The 14,448-nt window shown below is 68.0% G+C and carries 12 protein-coding genes; 4 read left to right on the top strand and 8 right to left on the bottom strand.

The genetic code is table 11. The features are described 5' to 3' along the window. Positions 1 to 12: 12 nt before the first annotated feature. The 4 genes from AC1Q6V_RS14145 to AC1Q6V_RS14160 are packed head-to-tail and all read right to left on the bottom strand — an operon-like array spanning position 13 to position 4,662. Positions 13 to 840, bottom strand: coding sequence for a GntR family transcriptional regulator (locus AC1Q6V_RS14145; protein WP_454750581.1), 828 nt, complete (start codon positions 838 to 840; stop codon positions 13 to 15). Beyond that, on the bottom strand, positions 837 to 2,618 hold the full coding sequence (locus AC1Q6V_RS14150) for an acyclic terpene utilization AtuA family protein (RefSeq protein WP_454750582.1): 1,782 nt from the start codon (positions 2,616 to 2,618) through the stop codon (positions 837 to 839). Before AC1Q6V_RS14150 ends, AC1Q6V_RS14145 begins: the two co-directional genes overlap by 4 nt. Before the next feature lie 23 nt (positions 2,619 to 2,641). Then, positions 2,642 to 3,409, bottom strand: coding sequence for an enoyl-CoA hydratase/isomerase family protein (locus AC1Q6V_RS14155; RefSeq protein ID WP_010809708.1), 768 nt, complete (start codon positions 3,407 to 3,409; stop codon positions 2,642 to 2,644). A 2-nt stretch (positions 3,410 to 3,411) separates the two neighbouring features. After that, positions 3,412 to 4,662, bottom strand: coding sequence for a CaiB/BaiF CoA transferase family protein (locus AC1Q6V_RS14160; RefSeq protein WP_454750583.1), 1,251 nt, complete (start codon positions 4,660 to 4,662; stop codon positions 3,412 to 3,414). Positions 4,663 to 4,808: 146 nt separating this feature from the next. On the opposite strand from AC1Q6V_RS14160, the gene AC1Q6V_RS14165 reads away from it, so the two are divergent. Next, positions 4,809 to 5,402: a hypothetical protein gene (locus tag AC1Q6V_RS14165; protein ID WP_041688048.1), complete on the top strand. Its 594-nt coding sequence runs from the start codon at positions 4,809 to 4,811 to the stop codon at positions 5,400 to 5,402. Between the two features lie 17 nt (positions 5,403 to 5,419). On the opposite strand, the gene AC1Q6V_RS14170 is transcribed toward AC1Q6V_RS14165, so the two are convergent. The 4 genes from AC1Q6V_RS14170 to AC1Q6V_RS14185 form a co-directional block, all read right to left on the bottom strand. Beyond that, a complete protein-coding gene (locus tag AC1Q6V_RS14170; RefSeq protein WP_439669901.1) occupies positions 5,420 to 7,009 on the bottom strand; it encodes a gamma-glutamyltransferase family protein in 1,590 nt (529 codons plus the stop codon). Positions 7,010 to 7,074: 65 nt separating this feature from the next. Beyond that, positions 7,075 to 8,052: a Bug family tripartite tricarboxylate transporter substrate binding protein gene (locus tag AC1Q6V_RS14175; RefSeq protein WP_010809704.1), complete on the bottom strand. Its 978-nt coding sequence runs from the start codon at positions 8,050 to 8,052 to the stop codon at positions 7,075 to 7,077. A gap of 273 nt (positions 8,053 to 8,325) precedes the next feature. Next, the gene (locus AC1Q6V_RS14180) at positions 8,326 to 9,777 is read right to left on the bottom strand and encodes an NAD-dependent succinate-semialdehyde dehydrogenase (RefSeq protein WP_010809703.1); all 1,452 of its coding nucleotides are present in this window, start codon (positions 9,775 to 9,777) and stop codon (positions 8,326 to 8,328) included. A 9-nt stretch (positions 9,778 to 9,786) separates the two neighbouring features. After that, on the bottom strand, positions 9,787 to 11,052 hold the full coding sequence (locus AC1Q6V_RS14185; protein ID WP_010809702.1) for a 4-aminobutyrate--2-oxoglutarate transaminase: 1,266 nt from the start codon (positions 11,050 to 11,052) through the stop codon (positions 9,787 to 9,789). Positions 11,053 to 11,192: 140 nt separating this feature from the next. On the opposite strand from AC1Q6V_RS14185, the gene pdxR reads away from it, so the two are divergent. From pdxR to AC1Q6V_RS14200, 3 genes are all read left to right on the top strand, one after another. Continuing rightward, positions 11,193 to 12,707 (top strand): MocR-like pyridoxine biosynthesis transcription factor PdxR, encoded by a 1,515-nt coding sequence (gene pdxR / locus AC1Q6V_RS14190; RefSeq protein ID WP_454750594.1) that lies wholly within the window; start codon positions 11,193 to 11,195, stop codon positions 12,705 to 12,707. A gap of 65 nt (positions 12,708 to 12,772) precedes the next feature. After that, positions 12,773 to 13,957: an amidohydrolase family protein gene (locus AC1Q6V_RS14195; RefSeq protein WP_454750585.1), complete on the top strand. Its 1,185-nt coding sequence runs from the start codon at positions 12,773 to 12,775 to the stop codon at positions 13,955 to 13,957. Between the two features lie 136 nt (positions 13,958 to 14,093). Then, positions 14,094 to 14,435: a hypothetical protein gene (locus AC1Q6V_RS14200; RefSeq protein WP_011616930.1), complete on the top strand. Its 342-nt coding sequence runs from the start codon at positions 14,094 to 14,096 to the stop codon at positions 14,433 to 14,435. Positions 14,436 to 14,448: the final 13 nt, after the last annotated feature.

A 14,448-nucleotide genomic window follows, 5' to 3' on the forward strand; every position in this document is an offset into this window, starting at 1 on the left:
GTTGTCTCCTGGTTAGTCGTCTTGCCGGGCAGCAGCTTTCGGCACGGCCAGTTCGGGGTAGCGCTCGGTAAGCTGCGCGGGCATCTCCACGTCGAGGATGAAGCGGTCGCCGCGGTACCAGAAGCGGCCCGCCGTGAGCACGTTGCCGTCGATATCCAGCGTGGTACGGACAATGCGCGCGACCGGTGCCGCGAAGGCATAGTCCAGGTCGCGCGCCAGCATGGCGTCGGCCGGCTCAACGGTCATGGTCTGGCGCATCGTGCCAAGCCGGTCGCCCAGCTGCTCCCGCAGCAAGTGGGCAATCTTGTGATGCTTCTCAGCGCCGCGCGGGAACCTGGCGAACACCGCGTCGGCCACATACAGCTCGATCAGGCAGAACGGCATCCCGTCATGCACGTGCAGCTTGCGCAGCATCACGTAGCGGTCCATCGGCGCGCCGCAGGTGGCAAGGCCGGGCGGCAGGGTCATGTTCTTGCGCTTTTCCAGGATGCGGATCTCGAGGCCGCTGGCGCCAACCGAGACATCGTTGATGGCCGAGCGCATGCCTTCGCCCGGGCCGGCCGGCACCATGATGACGTGCGTGCCGCGCCCGCGCTGGCTGCTGATCAGCCCTTCCTCGGTCAGCAAGGCAAAGGCCTGCCGCACGGTGACCTTGGCAAGGCCGTACGCCTGCGCCAGGTGCTCGACCGTGGGCAGCTGGAACCCGATCGGATACTCGCCGGCGACGATCTTGTGGCGCAGCACGCTTGCCAGTTGCCGGTAGCGGGTCACGCCGCCGGCGTTATCGTCGGCCAGCGCGATGCCGTCATTGGCTGCGACCTTGGCGCTGGCGCGTGTCATGACAGCAGGCTCCGCGGCACGCGCACCGGCATCGTCAGCAGGATCTGCGCCATCCCCTTGCCTAGCGGGTCATTGCGCAGCGATGCCATGCCGCCGCCATCGAGCGCCGCCTCGCAGACAAAGTTCATCGCGTCGAAACCCGGCAGGTCATAGCGCGAGACCGGCCCCAGCACCAGGTGGCCCAGCCAGTCGGCCACGCGCGCCGCCGTGACCTCGGCGCGCAGCAGCGGGAGGTATTCCGGCCGGCGCGCAATCAGGCCGATATTGGAGATATCGCCCTTGTCGCCGCTGCGCCCGTAGGCAAGCCGGACCAGGGGGACTTCAATGCTGTCGCCACCGGCAGGGATGGCGGCAGCCTGCGCCGCGGCGGGGGCGGCGGCGTCCGTCGCTGCGTGCCCGGCCGGGATGGAGACGGCAGTCCACACGCCATCCATGACCACCGTCGGCGACAGCGCACCCTTGTCCAGCAGGAAGGCGTATTGCCGGATCGATGGCGACGGGCTGGCGCGTCCGCCGCCCGATCCCGTGGTGCCGGGCGACCAGCTCGTGCCGGCCGCCGCGATTTCGCGGGCGAATAGTTCAAGCGCCGCCTTCTCGGGATGCGTGACCGCAAGCCGCATGATGGCCTCGCGGGTATGGCGCGCCGCAGCGTGCGGCCCGAAGCAGGATTCGGCTCCCAGCACTTCGACCCGGGTGCGGGTGTAGTCGCCCCAGCCGTTTTCCGCGAAGAGCCTGCGCGTGCGGGCCAGGATGGCCTCGGCCGTGCGCTCGGCCTTGGCCGCCGCGTCAATGCCGACGATGGTCAGCTGAGCATTGCAGCGGAAGCCTTCCATATAGGTGGCACTGACCTTGTAGCAGTTGCCCGGCGCACGCCCACGGGCGCCGCGCACCTCGACCAGGTCCGGCCCGGCCTGGCGCAGCGCCACCTGCGTGAAATCGCAGGTCACGTCCGGCAACAGATAGGCCGAAGGGTCGCCGATCTCGTACAGCACCTGCTCGCCCACCGTGGCAGTTGTGACCAGTCCGCCGGTAGCGGGTGGCTTGCCCACCAGGAAGCTGCCGTCCGCCCGGCACTCCACCACCGGATAGCCGATGTTCGGCCAGTCCGGCACCTGCTCCCAGTCGGTATGCAGCCCGCCTGTCGCCTGGCAGCCGCACTCGATGATGTGGCCGGCCAGGCTGCCCTGCGCCAGCCGGTCATAATCGTGCGCCTGCCAGCCGAATTCGTGCATCAGCACGCCCAGGGTCACCGCGCTGTCCACGCAGCGGCCGGTAATGACGATCTGCGCGCCCTGGTCCAGCGCCTTGCAGACCGGCAGCGCGCCGAGATAGGCATTGGCGCTGACCAGCTTGTCCGGCAGCGGCAAGCCCTTCTGCATGTCGGTGATGCCTGCCTCGCGCAGCGATGCCACCAGCGGCATGACATCATCGCCCTCGACCACGGCGATGCGCACCGCAATGCCCTGCTCGGCGGCGATCGCCGCCAGCGCCTGCGCGCAGCCCTGCGGATTGATGCCGCCGGCATTGCTGACCACGCGGATGTTGCACTCAACGATCTCCCGCAACAAGGTCTTCATCGTCACCGTGACGAAGTCGGTGGCGTAGCCAAGCTCCGGCTTGCGCAGGCGAGCCGCGGCCAGCACGGACATGGTCAGCTCCGCAAGGTAGTCGAACACCAGGTAGTCGATCCCGCCATGGCGCACCAGTTGCGGCGCGCCCACGCTGCTGTCGCCCCAGAATCCGCAAGCGCCGCCGATGCGCACTGTCTTGTCATGCATGGTCCTGTCTCCTTGCCTTTCTCTTACTTGCCGGTCCAGTTCGGCTTGCGCTTTTCGCGGAAGGCGAGCTGGCCCTCGCGCGCGTCCTCGGTCATGGCGAACAGGCCGATCTGGCTTTCCGTGAACGCCATCGACTGCTCGAAGGACATCGCATCGATATGCTTGAGGGTATAGAGCCCGCGCCGGATCGCAGCGGGCGCCTTGTCGAGCAGCCGGCCCAGCAGCCAGTCAAGCTTGCCGTCCAGGTCCGTACTGACGTGGTTGACCAGCCCTGCCGCCAGCGCTTCCTGCGCGGTCAGCGGCTCGCCGCAGAGGCACAGCTCATTGAGCACGCGCCGCGGCACCAGATGCTGCAGCACGCTCAGCACCTGCGCCGGGAACACCCCCACCTTGACCTCGGGCAGGCCGAACACAGCCCGCTCGCTGGCCACCGCCATGTCGCACATGGCCATCAGCCCCATGCCGCCAGCCATGCAGGCGCCATTGACGCGCGCGATCAGCGGCACGTTGGAGCGCCGCGCGCAGCGCAGCAGGTCGGCAAGCCGCTGGCTCGGCTCCGAATAGTCGAACGCAAAGGACTTGCCGCTCTGCAGGTCGGCGCCCGCGCAAAAGGCCTGGTCTCCGGCACCGGTGATGACCACGGCGCGGATGGCGTCGTCGTGGTTGGCACGGTCGATCCCCGCGTGCAACCCGTCCAGTACCGCCGGATTGATCGCGTTGCGGCGCTCGGGCCGATTGATGGTCAGCCAGAGGACCGCGCCGCGGACTTCGCACAGGAGTTCTTCATTCATGTTCAGGCCTCGCTTGCCGTGCCAGCCGTATGCACCGATGCCTGGCGCGGTTCGCGCGATGCGCCGGATGCCATCAGGCTGTCGATGTCGGCCTCGTTGTAGCCGGCCTCGCGCAGCACTTCGCGGCTATGCTCGCCCAGGGCCGGGGCATGGCGGCGCTGCGATGGCGGCGTCCCGTGCCATTCGCTGGGCACCGACATTTCGCGGATGCGGCCCACCGCCGGGTGGTCGGATTCGCTGAAGAAGCCGATGTCATTCAGGTGCGGATCATCGAGCAGCGATTCAAAGGTGTGCATCGGGAACACCGGGATATCCGCCTCCTTCAGCAGCACTTGCCATTCCTCCGTGGTCCGCCTGGCCAGTTCGTCGCTGACCATGCCGTAGAGCTCGGTGATGTGCGCCGTCCGGGTAGTGATGTCGGCGAAGCGCGGGTCGGTGTCGTACAGGCCGGGCTTGCCGATCACCTTCAGGAAGGCACGCCAGTGATGGTCGTGATAGATCAGGCAGCAGACATGGCCGTCGCGGGTCCGGTAAGGCCGGCGCTCGGGAGACAGCAGGCGTGGATAACCGAATCCGCCCTTGGCTGGCACGAAGGTCTCGCCATAGAGATGGTCGCCCATCACGTAAGGCACCATGGTTTCGAACATCGGCACATCGACGCGCTGGCCGCGGCCGGAGGTCGCCCGCGCGTAGAGCGCGGCGCAGATCACGCCGAAGGCATAGAGTCCGACGGAACGGTCGGCAATGGTCAGCGGAAGATAGCGCGGAATGTCGCCGGTGCCCATGGCAACCGCCTGGGGCAGCCCGGTGGCGGCCTGGATCAGGTCGTCGAACGCCGCTTGCGGGGCATAGCGTCCGCGCTGCGAGAAGCCGAACATGCCGACATAGACCAGGCGCGGATTGATCTGCGCCAGCGTCTCGTAGTCCAGCCCGAGCCGTTGCATCGCCTGGGGCCGGACGTTGTACGCCAGCACGTCCGCATCCGCCACCAGGCGCAGCAGCGCCTCGCGCCCCTGCGGCGACTTCAGGTCCAGCACGATGCTGCGCTTGTTGCGGTTCAGCCCGAGGAAAAGCGGCCCCATCTTCTCATTGCCGCAGGGCCCGATGCCACGGGTGCTATCGCCCGCGGGCGGCTCCACCTTGATCACATCCGCGCCGAGGTCGCCGAGCATCTGCGTGGCCGAGGGGCCCATGAACACCGCCGTGATGTCCACGACCTTGACGCCAGCGAGTGCTCCAGTCCGTGTCTCCATCCTTGCTCCTGCCTTGTTTCTATAGTTCTATTAATAGGACTATATGACAAGCAGACCGGGTACGCAAGGACCACGGGCAGACGTGAAGATGCATGGCAGGAAACAAGAAAGCCGTAGAATCCCGGCTGACAACTTCCCTCAAGACCGTGAAAGCACTTTCCCGCCTGAACCTGCAGCAGGCCGCCCTGCTCTGCGCCACCCTGCTGACATCCGTTTCGATCCATGCCGCGCCCCCTGCCCAGCCTGACGCAGCCGGCAACACCGCTGCGCCGCTGGGACTGGAGCTGGGCAAGGCCAGGTGCTCTCGCCTTGCGCCGCCGCAGAATCACGCCAGGACCGGCAAGTCCGAGTGGGCCGGTGGCGACGCCGTCGAGCTCAGGCACCTGGAGCGCTTCCACCTGCAGGGCCTGACGCGCGTGATCCTGAACTGCGATGCGCAGGACACCGTGGCGCTGATCACGATGACGTTCGAGCGCCCGGCGCTGGATGAGGTGCGCAAGAAGCTCGACGAGCGCTATGCGTCCCTGCGCAAGACCGAAGGCGCGGCGGAGAATGGCTATGCCGAGTGGTCCGCCGCCAATGGCAGCCTGGAGTTGCTCTATGGGCGCGACAGCAAGCACTTCACGGTGGCGTACTGGGCCAGGGGCGCGAAGGCGAAGTACTTCTCATATAGCGGCACTGACAACAAGAAGCCCGCCGCGGCCACGCCTGCCAGCCAGCCTCAACCGGCGCCGCTGTGACCGCGGGCGGCTCGCCCCTAAAACCCCACTGCCTGTCCGTCGCGCCGCGAGTCCGAGGCCGCGATATAGCCGTCCGGCGCCTTGTAGATGAGTTGCGCCGACCCGAACTCCAGGCTGTCGCGCGGCGCCACCTCGACGCGATGGCCCATGCCGCGCAGCGTGGCGACCACATCCGGCGGCAGATGCGCCTCGACATTGACCACCGGCCCGTGCTCAACGCGGAAGCGCGGGGCATCGCTCATGGCCTGCGGATTCTGGCCGAAGGCGGCAAGCCGCGCCATCATCTGGACATGGCCCTGCGCCTGCATCGAGCCACCCATCACGCCGAACGACATCACCGGTGCGCCGTTACGCGTAACGAAGCCCGGGATGATGGTGTGCATCGGCTGCTTGCCCGGCGCCACGCAGTTGGCGTGGCCGGGCTTGAGGTTGAAGCCCGCGCCGCGGTTATGCAGCGCGATGCCGGTGCCGGGCACCACCACGCCGGAGCCAAAGCCGCGGTAGTTTGACTGGATATACGACACCATCGAACCCGCGGCATCCGCGCTGGACAGGTAGACGGTACCGCCGCTCTTCGGGATGCCAGCGGTAGGTGTGCCGGCGCGTTTCATGTCGATCAGCGCCGCGCGCTCGGCAAGATAGGCCGGATCCAGGAAGGCGGCGGGCGCGTGCTGCATGGTGGACGGGTCCGACACGTGGCGGTGCAGGTCGGCGAAGGCCAGCTTCATCGCCTCGATACTGACGTGATAGAAGCCGGCGCTGTCGCAGCCCATGCCTTCCACGTCGAAGCGGTCCAGGATGCCAAGGCCGATCAGCGCGGCGATGCCCTGGCCGTTCGGGGGAATTTCATGGAGCGTGTAGCCGCGGAACTGCTGCGCCATCGGCTGGACCCAGGCGGCGCGATGTGCGGCCAGGTCGTCGGCACGGATGGCGCCTCCGGTTTCCTCGGCGAACGCGACGATGCGCGCGGCGAGTTCACCCGTGTAGAAGCTCTCGCCATCGCTCTCGGCAATGCGCTGCAGCGTGGCGGCCTGCTCCGGGAAGCGCCAGCGCTCGCCCGCCTGCGGTGCCCTGCCGTCGCGCAGGAACGCCTTGGCAAAGCCAGGCTGGCCGGCCAGCACCGGCACCTGCGCGGCCCATTGCCGTGCGATCTGCGGCGACACCAGGAAGCCCTGTTCAGCGTACTCGATGGCCGGCGCGAACAGCCGCGCGAACGGCAGCTTGCCGAAGCGGGCCGACAGCGCCTTCCAGCCCGCGACCTGGCCCGGCACGGTGACCGTATCCCAGCCCACCTGGGGCATGCTGTCGTGCCCGGCGAAATGATCCAGGGTCCAACGCGCCGGCGCCCGGCCGCTGGAGTTGAGCCCGTACAGCTGCCCCTCGTGCCAGACCAGCGCGAACATGTCCCCGCCAATGCCGTTCATCACCGGCTCCACCACGGTCAGCGCAATCGCACTGGCAATGGCGCTGTCGATGGCATTGCCGCCTTCGTACAGCATGCGCAGCCCCGCCTGCGCGGCGAGGGGCTGGCTGGTGCTGACCGCGTTGGCGGCCAGCAGCGGCATCTTTTGCGACGGGTAGGGAAAGGTCCAGTCGAAAGGCAACATCGGGAACTCCATTCAGAACAGGTAAAGGGGCGCGCGGGCGGCGCCCCAGGGTTGCTGCACGCGGCTTATTGCAGGGTCACGCCGGACTGCTTGACCAGCTTTTCGGTGCGCGGGATCTCCGCGCTGACCATCGCGCTGAAATCGCCGACGCTGCCGCCGCGCGGCTCGGCGCCGGTGGCAGCCAGGCGTTCACGGAACTCCGGCGCCTTGAGCAGCTTGTTGATCGAGACATTGAGCTTGCTGACCACGTCGGCCGGCGTGCCCTTGGGCGCGACAATGCCGTACCACGGCGCGATATCGAAGCCGGCATAACCCTGCTCGGCAATCGTCGGAATCTCCGGCGCGTTGGGCGAGCGCTTTGCGGTGGACATGCCGAGCGCGCGCAGCTTGCCGGCCTTCACATACGGCAGGCCGGTCATGATGGTGTCGAAATACATCGACACCTGGCCCGACAGCAGCGCCGGGATCGCTTCGCCGGCGCCCTTGTACGGCACATGGACGATATCGATGCCGGCCGCGGCCTTCAGCATCTCGCCGGCGATATGCGAGGTGGTGCCGGCACCGAACGAGGCATAGGTCAGCTTGCCCGGATTGGCCTTGGCATACGCGACCATCTCGGGCAGCGTCTTGAACGGCAGCGAGGGGTTGGACAACAGGATATTCGGCGTGACCGCGACCACTGCCACCTTCTCGAACGCATCCGGGTCATAGCTGAGCTTCTTGTACAGGAACCGGTTGGTCACCATCGACGCCGGCCCGGACATCAGCAGCGTATAGCCATCGGCCGGCGCGCGCGCGGCCGCCTCGCTGCCGATCATCGCGGCGGCGCCCGGGCGGTTTTCAACCACGAAGGTCTGGCCGTATTCCTTGCCGAGGCCAAGGCCGATCTGCCGCGAGATCAGGTCTGTGGCCGAGCCGGCCTGGAACGGCACGACAATACGCACCGGCTGGCTGGGCCAGTCGCGGGCGCCTTGCGCAAGTGCCAGTGAAGAGGCCGCCAGCATGGCGACTGCAAGCAGGCTGCGGATAGCAGTGGAACGCATCTTTGTACCCTCATCGATAGAAGAAATGGCATCCGCTGACAGCAACGGATGGCACTTCCCAGTCCGCAATATGCGTGCCATTGGCGTTGGGCCGATCGCGGCGCGCGTCCTGTCCGCCCCCTTCCGTTTCCTGGAAGTTTGCGCAGGTCTTGCACCGGAGTCGCCCACCTGGCACCGGCATTCGCCGGACTGTCTTGTCTCCGTGGGGCCAGCGCACTGCGTGGGTGCGCCGTGCCCCGCCCTGGTGGTGGGGTGTTCCTCACCCCATTGTTGTTATTCGACTTCCATGCAGAGGTACTTCGTCTCCAGATACTCGTCGATGCCATGGCGTGAGCCTTCCCGGCCCAGCCCCGATTGCTTGACGCCGCCGAACGGCGCCACCTCATTGGAGATCAGCCCGGTATTGATGCCGACCATGCCGTACTCGAGCCCCTGCGCCACGCGCCAGATCTTCGCCATGTCGCGCGAGAAGAAGTAAGCGGCCAACCCGGATTCGGTATCGTTGGCCATCGCCACCACTTCTGCTTCGCTGGTGAAGCGGAACAGCGGTGCCAGCGGGCCGAAGGTCTCCTCGCGCGCGACCCGCATCGATGCAGTCGCATTGGCCAGCACCGTGGGCGCGAAGAAGGTGCCGCCCAGCGCATGGCGCTGGCCGCCCGTCAGCACCGTGGCGCCTTGCGCGAGCGCGTCGGCGATATGCGCTTCGACCTTGGCCACCGCGTCGGCGTCGATGAGCGGGCCTTGCGTGACCCCGCTGTCGACGCCATGGCCCGGCCGCAACTGCTCGACCGCGCTGACCAGCCGGCGCGCGACCTCGTCGTAGACGCGGTCGTGCACATAGATGCGGTTGGCGCAGACACAGGTCTGGCCGCTGTTGCGGAACTTGGAGGCAAGGATGCCCTCGACCGCGCGATCCAGGTCCGCGTCATCGAAGATGATCAGCGGCGCATTGCCACCCAGTTCCAGCGAGAGCTTCTTCACGGTGCCTGCGCACTGCGCCATCAGCAGCTTGCCGATCGCGGTCGAGCCGGTAAAGCTGAGCTTGCGCACCACCGGGCTGGCGCACAGCACGCCGCCGATCTGCACGGCGTCGCCGGTCACCACCTGCAGCACGCCACGCGGCACGCCGGCCTGTTCGCCCAGCACGGCCAGCGCCAGCGCCGTGAGCGGCGTCTGTTCGGCCGGCTTGACGATGATGGTGCAGCCGGCGGCGAGCGCCGGGCCGACCTTGCGCGTGATCATCGCCGCGGGGAAGTTCCACGGCGTAATGGCCGCGCACACGCCCACCGGTTCGCGCAGCACCAGCATCTTCTGGCTGCTGCGCGGGCTGGCCAGCACCTCGCCATCGACCCGCTTGGCTTCCTCGCCAAACCACTCGAGAAAGCTCGCGGCATAGGCCACCTCGCCACGCGCCTCGGGCAGGGGCTTGCCTTGCTCTGCGGTCATCAGCCGGGCCAGGTCTTCCTGGTGCGCCAGCATCAGGTCGGCCCAGCGGCGCAGCACGGCGGCACGCGCCTTGCCCGTCTGTGCGCGCCACGCCGGCAGCGCGCGCTCGGCGGCGCGCACCGCCTGTTCGGCTTCGGCCGCGCCGGCCAGGGGCACCGAGCCGATCCGTTCACCGGTTGCCGGGTTGCAGACGGCGAGCTCTGCGCCGCTTTGCGCCCCGGTCCATTCCCCGTCGATCAGGCAATGGCTGCGCAACAGCGCGGTATGTTGGAGTTCCATGTGTTCCCCTTATTCGGCCAGCGCCTGGGTCAGCACCGCCAGCGCCGCGTCGAACTGCGCCTGCGGGATGGTGAGCGGATAGAGGAAGCGGATGACATTGCCGTAGGTGCCGCAGGTCAGCAGCACCAGGCCGGCTTCCAGCGCACGCGTCTGCACGCGCTTGGCATGCTCGGCGCTGGGCTGGCCTGTGGCGGGATCGCAGAATTCGGCGGCAACCATCGAACCCAGCCCGCGCACCTCGGCCATTGCGGGGCAGTGCTTGCGCTGCGCCAGCAGGTGCTCGCGCAACTGCTGGCCCAGGCTGGCAGAGCGCTCGCACAGCTTTTCTTCCTCGATGACGTCGATGACCGCGTGCGCCGCCGCCACCGCCAGCGGATTACCGGCATAGGTGCCGCCGAGGCCGCCGGGCAGCGGCGCATCCATGATCGCGGCCCGGCCGCTGACCGCCGACAGCGGCATGCCGCCGGCCAGGCTCTTGGCCATGGTGATCAGGTCCGGCTCCACGTCATGGTGCGACATCGCGAACATCTTGCCGGTACGGCCAAAGCCGGTCTGCACTTCATCGGCGATCAGCACGATGCCGTGCTGATCGCATACGGCCCGCAGCCCCCGCATGAAATCGGCCGGCGCCGCCTGGAAGCCGCCTTCGCCCTGCACCGGCTCAACGATGATCGCGGCCACGCGGGCCGGATCGATATCGGTCTTGAACAGGCCTTCAAGCGCCTGCAGCGCCCGCTCAGTGCTGACGCCATGCAGCGCGCTGGGGAACGGAGCGTGGTAGATGTCGGAGGGGAACGGGCCAAACCCGATCTTGTACGGCGCCACCTTGCCGGTCAGCGCCATGCCCAGCAGCGTGCGTCCATGGAAGGCGCCCGAGAAGGCGATCACGCCGGGGCGGCCGGTATGCGCACGGGCGATCTTGATGGCATTCTCCACGGCCTCTGCGCCGGTGGTGAACAGGGCCGTCTTGTTCAGGCCCTGGATCGGCACCAGCGCGTTGATGCGCTCGGCCAGCGTGACATAGCCCTGGTAGGGCACGATCTGGTAGGCGGTATGCGTGAAACGCTCCAGCTGCGCGGCGATGGCCTGCATCACGCGCGGGTGGCGATGGCCCGTGTTGAGCACGGCGATGCCGGCGGCGAAGTCCGTGTAGGCACGGCCTTCCACGTCCCACAGCGTGGCGTTCTCGGCGCGGTCGGCGTAGAAATCGCACATCACGCCCACTCCGCGCGGCGTCGCGAGGGTACGGCGTTGGTTCAGTTCGAGGTTTTTCATGGTCATTGTGCGGTAAGGACTGTCGGCACCGGCCGACTCGCGAAACGGGCACCGCTGGCAGGGGCCCAGCGATGCCAGCCATTTCAACCGGCCTTGGCCCTATAATCCAGTACCGCTTTCGCAATTCCGATGGTGCCAATTTGAAATCGATCTGCGGCGACCAGCTGCTCCAGCGCCTGGGCCCCGAAGGCACGGCGGCACTGGGCAAACCGCTCAACCGCGGCCTCTACGAATGCATCCGCGGCGCGATACAGGACGGCAGCCTTGCGCCGGCCACCCGCTTGCCGCCGCAACGCGACCTGGCCGCCGAACTGGGGCTGTCTCGCAATACGGTGATGTTTGCCTACGACCAGCTGCTGGCCGAGGGCTACCTGTACGCACGCACCGGCAGCGGCACCTTCGTTGCCGCCACCGCGCCGGAGCGCTACCTGAACGCCGCCGCGGTGCCGGCGACCGAGGTCGGGCCGCAGGCCATGCCCGGGCTGTCGCCGCGCGGACAGCGGCTGCTGGCCAATGCCTCGGCCTCGCCAACGCAATGGGGCGCATTCATGCCGGGCGTTCCCGACGTCACGCGCTTCCCGCATCGCCGCTATGCACAGATCTCGGCCCGCGTGTGGCGCAACCCGCACCCGGAGTGGCTGAGCTACAGCCATGGCGGCGGGCTGCCGGCGCTGCGCGAAGCCCTGGCGGCGCATCTGCGGGTAGCGCGCTCGGTGCGCTGCGATCCGGACCAGGTGCTGATCACCGAGGGCATACACCAGGCCATCGACCTGGTGGTGAGGATGCTGGGCTCGCCCGGCGACCAGGCGTGGGTGGAGGAACCCAGCTATTGGGGAATCCGCGGCGTGCTGCAGGTCAGCGATATCGGCATGGTGCCGAAGCTGGTGGACGACGAGGGCCTGACGCTGCCCAACACGGAGGCCGGCGGGGAGATGCCCGCGCCGCGCTTTATCTTCGTCACGCCCTCGCACCAGTACCCGCTTGGCGCCGTGATGAGCCTGAAGCGCCGGCGCGCGCTGCTGGAGTACGCCCGCCAGCGCGGCAGCTGGATCGTGGAGGACGACTACGACAGCGAGTTCCGCTTTTCCGGGCAGCCGATCCCGTCGTTGCAGGGCATGGAACCGGATGCGCCGGTGATCTATATCGGCACCTTCAGCAAGACCCTCTATCCGGGCTTGCGCATGGGCTACCTGGTGTTGCCGCGCAGCCTGGCCGGCGCCTTCCAGACCGCGCACGCCGAGCTATACCGGGCCGGCCACCTGATGACGCAGGCAACCGTCGCCGAATTCATGCAGGCCGGCGACTATGCCGCCCACATCCGCCGCATGCGGCCGCTGTATGCCCGACGGCGCGCCATCCTGGCCGCGTTGATCGAGCGCTATCTCGGCCCCGGCGCGCTGCATGAGCACGGCAGCAATGCCGGCCTTCACCTGGTGCTGCGCCTGCCCGACGATGCCGACGACGTGGCCATCACCGCCGCCGCCCGCGCGCGCGGCATCATGGTGCGGCCGCTGTCGCGCTATTTCATCGGCGATGCCGTGCAGCGAGGCCTGCTGCTGGGGTATGCCTGCGTGCCGGAGGAGGACATCGCGCCGGCCTTCGACAGGCTGCTCGGCTGCCTGCCGCGCGGCGGCATGCGCGCCCCGCAGCGTTGAACCGTGCCGAGAGACAAGCCCCGCCGTCCTGAAGGCGGCTTCATCCTGAAATAACGGAAGATGCAATGAATCAACTGTTGGTCCGCAATGTCCGGCTCGCAGCCGGGAACCAGGTCGATATCCTGATCGCAGACGGCCAGTTTGCGCGCATCGGCGCCGGGCTTGAGGCGCCGGCCGGATGCCAGGTCGAGGACGGCGCCGGCGCGCTGGCGCTTCCCGGCCTGGTCGAGGCGCACACCCACCTGGACAAGACCCTGTGGGGCATGCCCTGGTATCGTAATGAGGTCGGCCCCAACCTGACCGACCGCATCGACAACGAGCGCCGCTGGCGCGCCGCCACCGGCCACGATGCCCGCACGCAATCGCTGGCGCTGGCGCGCGCCTTCCTTGCGGCGGGCACCACGCGGCTGCGCACCCACGTCGATATCGACACCGACGCGGGCCTGCGCCATCTGCAAGGAGTACTTGCCACGCGCGACCAGCTGTCCGCGCAGATGGACATGCAGATCGTCGCGTTCCCGCAGTCGGGCGTGCTGGGGCGCCCCGGCACGGAAGCGCTGCTGGATGCGGCGCTGCGCGATGGCGCCGACATCCTCGGCGGGCTGGACCCGTGCGCCATCGAAGGCGACCCGGTGCGCGCACTGGATGTCCTGTTCGGCCTCGCGCAGCGCCATGGCCGCCCGCTCGACATCCATCTGCACGAGCCCGGCACCATGGGCGCCTATTCCCTCGACCTGATCCTGCAACGCACGGCCACGCTGGGCATGCGCGGCATGGTCACGGTCAGCCATGCGTTCTGCCTGGGCGACATTGCCGATCGCGAGCGCGACGCGCTGCTGCGGCGCATCGCCGACCTTGGGGTTGTCATCGTCACCACCGCACCGCCGTCGCGCCCGGTGCCGCCGGTCGCCGCGTGCCGCGCGGCAGGCGTCAGGATTGCCGGCGGCAACGACGGCATCCGCGATACCTGGACCCCATACGGCTCGCCCGACATGCTGGAGCGGGCCATGCTGATCGGCCTGCGCAACAACTTCCGCCGCGATGACGAACTCGCGCTTGCGCTCGATTGCGTGACGCACGCGGCCGCCGGCGCATGCGGCTTCCAGCGCTATGGCCTGGCGCCGGGCGACCGGGCGGACCTGGTGCTGGTCGCCGCGCAAACAGTGGCCGAGGCGGTCGTGGCAAGGCCGGTGCGGCAACTGGTGGTGTCGGCCGGCCGGGTCGTGGCACGCAACGGCGCGCTGGCATGAACGCATCCGTCAAATAGACTAGCTGCAGGGCGGCGTTGAGATCGTGCACTTGCGTTGCGCGGTAGTCGCTTGCAAAGCACATTGGCCGTCGGGCCCGGGTGACAAGCGGGCCACAACCACACGGAGGTGGTAGTCGATGAAGCCTCGTCACGATCCACAGCAATGGCGCCGCTTCTATATCCTTGATGAGAAGAACCGGCCAGTGCAGGTAGCCGACCACGACGAATGGTCGCGCTGGATGGCGGACAACGACCTGGTATTCCGCCGCACCCTGCTGGAGCAGTCCGGCGGCACGGTGACGACCCGCTTCCGGGGCGTGTCGGAGGCCGCGCCGACGGACACCCCCTTGTTCATCACGCGCGTGACCGGGCAGGCCGAGCAGGACAATGAAAGCTTTGGCGCGCAGACGCTTGACGCGGCGCTGGAACAGCATGAGCGGATCGTGCAGAAGCTGCTGCGCCAGCTGACCGGGCGGTGACCGGCAGCCGGAC

This window comes from Cupriavidus sp. GW823-FHT07B10 (assembly GCF_058794355.1).